Source organism: Deltaproteobacteria bacterium (assembly GCA_009930495.1).
GTDB lineage: Bacteria > Desulfobacterota > Desulfovibrionia > Desulfovibrionales > Desulfomicrobiaceae > Desulfomicrobium.
The window spans coordinates 1-6,559 of record RZYB01000150.1 but is presented as its reverse complement, the minus strand read 5'-3'; the positions used below and the strand labels follow the sequence as shown (position 1 = coordinate 6,559).

Below are 6,559 nucleotides of genomic sequence, written 5' to 3'. Positions count from 1 at the left end.
CGCCAGCGCGTAGTAGCGGTCGTGGTCCGTGGCGGAAAATTCGTCCTTGGCCAGCGAATACTTGAGGTGGTTCAAGTAGCTGCACTTGATGGCGTCGACGGAATTCTCGCGGCTGCCGTTGCACGCGGCGGGATTCTTCGTGTTTCCGTTGGCACTCATGGTCGGGGACTCCTGTTCAAATGGTCGCGGCCCCGCGAGGGTAAACCGTTTCGCGCATCGTAGGGGGCGGGGGGAACGGGGTCAAGGAAACAAAGGGGGGGGGCGAGTGAAAGCGGGCGCATCTGCGATTCGGTGCCCCCCACCCGCCTTTCAGGCCGAAAAGGACAGCCACGCGCCAAGGTGGGGACCCATGCCAGACCCATTCGTAGTCCGGCTCTACAGGCTGGATCCTTGCACCGAATCGCAGATGCGTCCAACGCAAGCTGTCTGCGGATGAAATGTCCGCAATTAAGAGATGGAAACGACCTCCCAGATAGGGTAAAAGATCATGCCATGTCCATCACGCGCCTGTACAAACGAATCGTTCCGGCCAGCCTTCGCCAACGGGTGGCGGGGCTCCCTTGGGTGGAAAAACGGCGCAATCGGCAGCTTGTCGAGGAGGGCAAACGGCTGGCGGTCGAAGCCAAGGCCGCGCAGAAGTCCGGCGTGAAGAAACGGGTGACCTTCATCGTTCAGCGCCCAGCCCTTTGGCCGAATCAAAAAAGCGTTTACGAAGCGTTCAAGGCCGACCCGGCCTGGGAAGTGACTGTTGTGGCGATCCCCAAGCGGCCACCGGCCGCGACGGATTACGATTTGGCGGAATTTCGACGATTGATGGCTTTTCTCGAATCGGAACATATCGATTACCGCAAGGGGTTTGATCTCGAATGCAACATATGGATGAATCCCATGCAGTTCGGGCTGCCGGACGTGGTGTTTTTGCCGCAACCTTACGCCCACACCCAGAGCTACTTGTATCATTCCGCCTATTTGAGGCAGTTTTGCCGGTTGGCCATTTATGACTACGGCATGCAGGTTGCCGACATGGAATTCATGTTTCACCTGCCTGTTTACGACGATTGCCAGTTCATATTTTTAGAAAGCGAAGCCCACCGGCGCTTGTACTTGGAACGGGTCCCGAAGTTAGCCGGCAAGTTGTATGTAACGGGTCATCCCAAAATGGATGTCTACCGGGGGGCTTTGCCAAAAAATATGGACCTGTGGAAATGTCCTCAAGCCAAAAAACGGGTGATTTGGGCCCCCCATTTTACCGTCTCAAACGATCGGACACCCCACACGTTTTCCAATTTCTTCAAGTATTTCGAATTTTTCGTGGATTTTGCCCTGAGACATCCCGATGTCGAACTGGTAATGCGGCCTCATCCGGATTTGTTTGAGCACATGGTGGCAATCGGATTAAAAACTCGCGCGGAAGCCGACGCCTATCGCAACCGATTCGGCTCCTTGCCGAACGGACAGGTTTATGAGGGCAGCGAAATCTTCACGATGTTTCGCCAATCGGACGCATTGATTTTAGACAGCATTAGTTTTTTGGCGGAATACTTGCCGACCGGAAAACCGATTTGCTTTCTCGACAGCGCTCGCCGTCAGCGCTTGAATCCAATGGGAGAAAAGCTGTTGCATGCCTATTACGCGGCTTGGGACACTGAAGAAATCGAAGATTTCCTTGTTTCCGTCGTCTTGACAGGCCGTGATTGCCGGGAGGAAGAGCGCCGGCGAGCCGCAAGCCAGTATCTATATTGGCCGCCGGAGAGTGCTGGCGAGGAGATCAAACGGGTTGTTGACCGGCATCTATCGAGCTTAGCAGCGGAAGGTCCAAGATGAACCCAACCGGCATTGTCGTTCCTGTTGCGGCGGCCTGCGCCTATATTGGCTATCGGCTGTTTCTCCGCTATCGGCCGAATTTGCGTCGGGAATGGACTTATTATAGGGAAAAGATTCAGGCCTGGTTGACTGGCCGGAAAAGCGGTCTGTCGCTTCTGTGGTTTTCTACCACGGCAAACCAATATCGCGACGGGATGCCTCTTCATCATGCGTCGGCCTGGAAATACATGACAAACGAACAATGGCGGTCGTTCGTGCAAAATTCCATTGCCTATATGGAGCCCCCCATCGGCCCCCAAGACAGCGTTTTCGAGGTCGGTTGCGGTGTTGGCGCCTTTTCCAAGACAATCGAAGAACTGACGGGATGCACCGATTTTGCGGGCATCGATCCGGTCCCGGAAGCAATTTCGCTGGCGCAAAAAGTGTTTCCGTCCAAGCGCTTTCTGGTCGGGAACGGCTTGGATTTGTCGGACTTTGCGGACAACGGTTTCGACCACGTGTTGGCCGCCGGCGTTATCATGTATCTGGACAGCTTGGATGAAGCTGGCCGGTTCGTTTCGGAAATGTTGCGGATTGCCAAACCGGGGGCGTCACTGATGATCAACTGCGTTTCGGAACCCGGGGGGCGCAATTTGGGATCCGGAAACATTTATATCCCCAAGGAGTGGTGGATGCGCGCAGTTGGCGGCCATGTCATCACTTCGTTCCGCGAAATGGGCGAGTGGCCGGGTTGCGAGAAGCAGCGGGGACGTTATTCCGTTTATCTGCGGAAAAGCAACATTGCGGATAATGGATGCGGCCAAGGGCGAGGTAATTGATGCAGGCAATCATGCTGGCGGCGGGAATGGGGCGGCGCTTGGGGCATCACACCCAAGCGAACACCAAGTGTATGCTGAAGGTTGCGGGCCGAACCTTGCTGGAGCGGGCCGTGGAATCCTTGCATGGAGCGGGAATCGACAAATTGATCTTGGTCGTGGGCTATCAGGCGGATTCCTTGCGCCGGTACGTGGCTGCGAACATTCGGGACATCGAAATCGAGTACGTGGAAAACCCGGAATATGCGACGACCAACAACATTTATTCGCTCTGGCTCGCCCGGGATCAACTGGCCGCAGACGACACGGTTTTGCTGGAGTCGGATCTGATATTCGAACCCGGGGTGATTCGGTCGTTGGTGGAACATCCGGCGTCCGATCTGGCAACGGTAGCCCGATACGAGCAGTGGATGGAGGGCACGGTGACTCTGCTCGACGGCCAAGATCGCATCGTGGAATTCCTGGAGAAGAAAAATTTTGCCTTCAGCCAGGCCGGAAACTACTTCAAAACCGTCAATATCTACAAGTTCAGTCGCGAGTTTTCGCGGCGCCACTATCTTCCGTTCCTGGAGGCCTACATCGCGGCCTATGGACAGAACGAATACTACGAACAGGTCCTGAAAGCCATCGCGCACTTGGCCCATTCGGGGCTCAAGGCCTTCAAGCTTTCGGGCGAAAAGTGGTACGAGATCGATGACTCGCAGGATCTGGACATCGCGGAAACCCTGTTTGCCGAAGGCGAACAGCAACTGGCCCGCTACCAGCAGCGTTATGGGGGTTATTGGAGGTTTTCAGGGCTGTTGGATTTCTGTTACCTGGTGAATCCTTTTTTTCCGCCGCCGGCGCTGCAGGAGAAATTGAAGTATTTCTTTGAAAGCCTGGTCACCCAGTATCCCTCCGGCCTGCGGGTGCAGGCAATCTGCGCAAGCCGGATGTTCAACGTGGACGAGTCGGAAATCGTGGTGGGCAACGGTGCCGCGGAACTCATCCAGGCCCTGGGCCGGCGTACGCGGGGAACGGTGGCCATGTCCGTGCCTGCCTTCAACGAATACTTCCGGTGTTTCCCGGATACCAAGTTTCACCGGGTCGAGGCCAGCCAGTTCGGCTATGGCTTGAGCAAGGACAGGCTGTTGCAGGCTGCCGAGGAAGTTGAGACGCTGGTTTTGGTCAACCCCGACAACCCCAGTGGGGCCCTTCTGGATCGGAATGACCTGCTGGACGTGGTGGCGTATTGCGACCAGCGAGGGAAGCGCGTCATCGTGGATGAATCGTTCATGGATTTTGCCGATCCGGAACGCGGATGTTCTCTGTTGAATTCCGCCTGGCTGCGGGAATTCAGGAACCTGGTGGTCATTAAAAGCATCAGCAAGACCTACGGCGTGCCCGGACTGCGCCTGGGCATCCTGGCCTCGGGCGATCCGGAGTTGCTGGCCGGCGTTCGGCGCGACCTGCCCGTCTGGAACATCAACTCCCTGGCGGAATATTTTCTCCAAATCTTTCCCGCGTTCCGTAGCCGGTACGAGGAATCCTGCGAACGGGTACGCGGCGAACGCGCCCGGCTACAGCGGGAATTGGGGCAGATCCCGTTCCTCAAGACCTTCCCATCCCAAGCCAATTACTTCCTGTGCGAGGTGACTGCCCGATTTTCCGCGACGGATCTGGCGCGAATTCTGCTCTCCAAACACAGCATTTTGATCAAGGATCTCACTGGCAAGGATGGTTTTGAGCGTGGCCAGTTCATCCGAATTGCCATTCGGAACGGGGCGGACAACGACCAGTTGATTGCCGCCTTGCGCCAGGCAAACCGGGGAGCTTGACCCCCACCCGGTCCCGGATAACCATATGAGTACGCTGGTCAGCATTTGCATTGGGGCGTACAACCGGAAAAGCTACATCCGGGAGTGCGTGGATTCGGCGCTGGCGCAGACCTGGCCCCACAAGGAAGTCGTCGTGGTGGACGACGCCTCGACGGACGGGACGCGGGAGATTTTACAGTCCTATGGAGCGTCAATTCGGCTCATCTTGCGGGATTCCAACTCCGGCATTTGTCCGATCACTCGCAACCAGGCCGTCGCGGCGGCGACGGGCGAATATGTGGCATTCCTGGACTCGGATGATGTTTGGCATCTGGAGAAACTGGCGAAACAAGTGGCGTTTATGGAGAGGCATCCGGACGTGCCGTTGTGCCACACGTTGTGCAACGTGATCGACGGCCAATCGCGGGTGGTCGGCATACGGCACGGGGCGGGAGTGGTGCCGGAAACGGGGATGATATTCGAGCGGCTGCTGGAGCATTGCTGGGTGACGATTTCCACGGTGATGGTGCGCAAAAGTCTGTTTGCGGAAGTCGGTTGGTTCAATCCAGAGGCTCCCTACGGCTATTTGGGGGAAGACCACGAATTCTTCCTGCGGGTGGCACGGCGGCATCCCATTGGCCTGGTGCCGGAAGTGCTGGCGGGCTTCCGCAAGGCCGGACAGGGCATCACATCAAAAAACTGGCGGGCCAACCCGGAGCCGGTACCGCTGTTCCAAGCGCTGTTGGAACGGCGCGACATCTGGGGGGATGTTGTGCCTTGGTGCCGAATGGTCCGGGCCTTGACCGACAAATGCAGCGAAAATGCTTATTTCTATCGCAACCGCTGCGAATGGAGCCGCGTGGCTTGGTTTGCCCGGCAGGCGCTCAAGGCGGATCTGTCAGACCTGCGCGCATGGCGGCATTGGGCGGCTGCATTGGTGCAACGGACCTGAACAGGAGAACGGCCTATCATGCCAGACGCGACCATTTGCCATATCACTCGAATCCCGGTCACGATCCCTGCGGTTTCTGGAATGATGCCCCTGACGGCCGCGTTGGGCGTGGATGAAATCCAGTATGTCCTGTGGTGGCATTCCCTCCAGAAGGTCAGTTGGAGGTTGGGGGAAGGCCTCCGGCGGTGGGGGATTCGCCATTACGGTTCGGAGTGGAACGGATTGGTGCCCATTTGGGATGAGCGCAGAATTCTGTGGCAACTGGGGCAGGTTCCGAAGCGCCGCATTGCCCATTTCCTTTGGGGGGAATTTGGCCCCCTGAAGCATGTCGCGCCCTATCATCGCCGGGGAATCAAGGTGGTTGTCAGCGTCCACTGCAGCGCCAGACGGTGGGATTCGGTTTGGCTGCGGCCGGACGGCTACGCGAACGCCGATCGGGTGGTGCTGACTTCCGACAGCCAGCGATCGTGCGTGGAACGCACGGTTCCGCCGGAGCGGGTCACCACGATCTTGCATGGGGTTGCGATCGGCTATTTTACGCCGTCCCCGGTGCGCGAGCCGCGGTCGGACCGTTATCGTCTGCTGATGATGGGCAACACCGAGCGCGACCACGAATTCGCGGCGCGAGTGGCGGCCAAACTTCCGGCAGAAAAGTTCGAGTGGCGGATCCGGACCGACTCCCTCGAGCGGAATCACTACATGGGCATTGCCAGCGCGACCCTGCTGCCGCGGCTCTCCGACGAGCAAATCCTGGCGGAATACCGGCAGGCGGACGTGCTGGCATTGCCGATGCTGGACAGCGCGGCGAACAACGTCATTCTCGAAAGCATGGCGTGCGGAACTCCGGTGGTGGTGAACCGTGTCGGTGGCGCGGCGGAATACGTCGACTCCGAGTGTAATTTTTTGCTGAGCAACGACCGCAACGTGGACGAATGGGTGGAAAAGCTCCTCTGGCTGGAGCGGAACCGCGACGTCGCCGAACAGATGCGCCCCGCCACGCGGACCTGGGCGGAGCGGTTTGATTGGAAGCTCATCGCCGAACAATATCGCGCGATGTATCGCGACGTGTTGGCGCGGGGATAGATGGGATGGGCCGGCCATCCGCGGCCGGGGCGCATCTGCGATGGGGTGCTGTCCGCATGGGCCCTCGTAGCGTGGGGCTCCCGCCCCGC

At 58.1% G+C, this 6,559-nt stretch carries 5 protein-coding genes; all 5 read left to right on the top strand.

The features are described 5' to 3' along the window. Window positions 1-492: 492 nt before the first annotated feature. The 5 genes from EOL86_11155 to EOL86_11135 are packed head-to-tail and all read left to right on the top strand — an operon-like array spanning window position 493 to window position 6,470. Window positions 493-1,824 carry a hypothetical protein gene (locus tag EOL86_11155; protein NCD26132.1) on the top strand — a complete coding sequence of 444 codons (1,332 nt, stop codon included), beginning with the start codon at window positions 493-495 and terminating at the stop codon, window positions 1,822-1,824. Further along, window positions 1,821-2,642 carry a class I SAM-dependent methyltransferase gene (locus EOL86_11150; protein NCD26131.1) on the top strand — a complete coding sequence of 274 codons (822 nt, stop codon included), beginning with the start codon at window positions 1,821-1,823 and terminating at the stop codon, window positions 2,640-2,642. The genes EOL86_11155 and EOL86_11150 overlap by 4 nt, the downstream gene beginning before the upstream one ends. Continuing rightward, the gene (locus EOL86_11145; protein NCD26130.1) at window positions 2,642-4,456 is read left to right on the top strand and encodes an aminotransferase class I/II-fold pyridoxal phosphate-dependent enzyme; all 1,815 of its coding nucleotides are present in this window, start codon (window positions 2,642-2,644) and stop codon (window positions 4,454-4,456) included. The genes EOL86_11150 and EOL86_11145 overlap by 1 nt, the downstream gene beginning before the upstream one ends. Window positions 4,457-4,481: 25 nt before the next feature. Further along, entirely contained in the window at window positions 4,482-5,387 is a 906-nt protein-coding gene (locus EOL86_11140) for a glycosyltransferase family 2 protein (GenBank protein ID NCD26129.1), read from the top strand. 18 nt (window positions 5,388-5,405) lie between these two features. After that, window positions 5,406-6,470, top strand: a complete 1,065-nt coding sequence (locus EOL86_11135; protein ID NCD26128.1) for a glycosyltransferase — start codon at window positions 5,406-5,408, stop codon at window positions 6,468-6,470. Window positions 6,471-6,559: the final 89 nt, after the last annotated feature.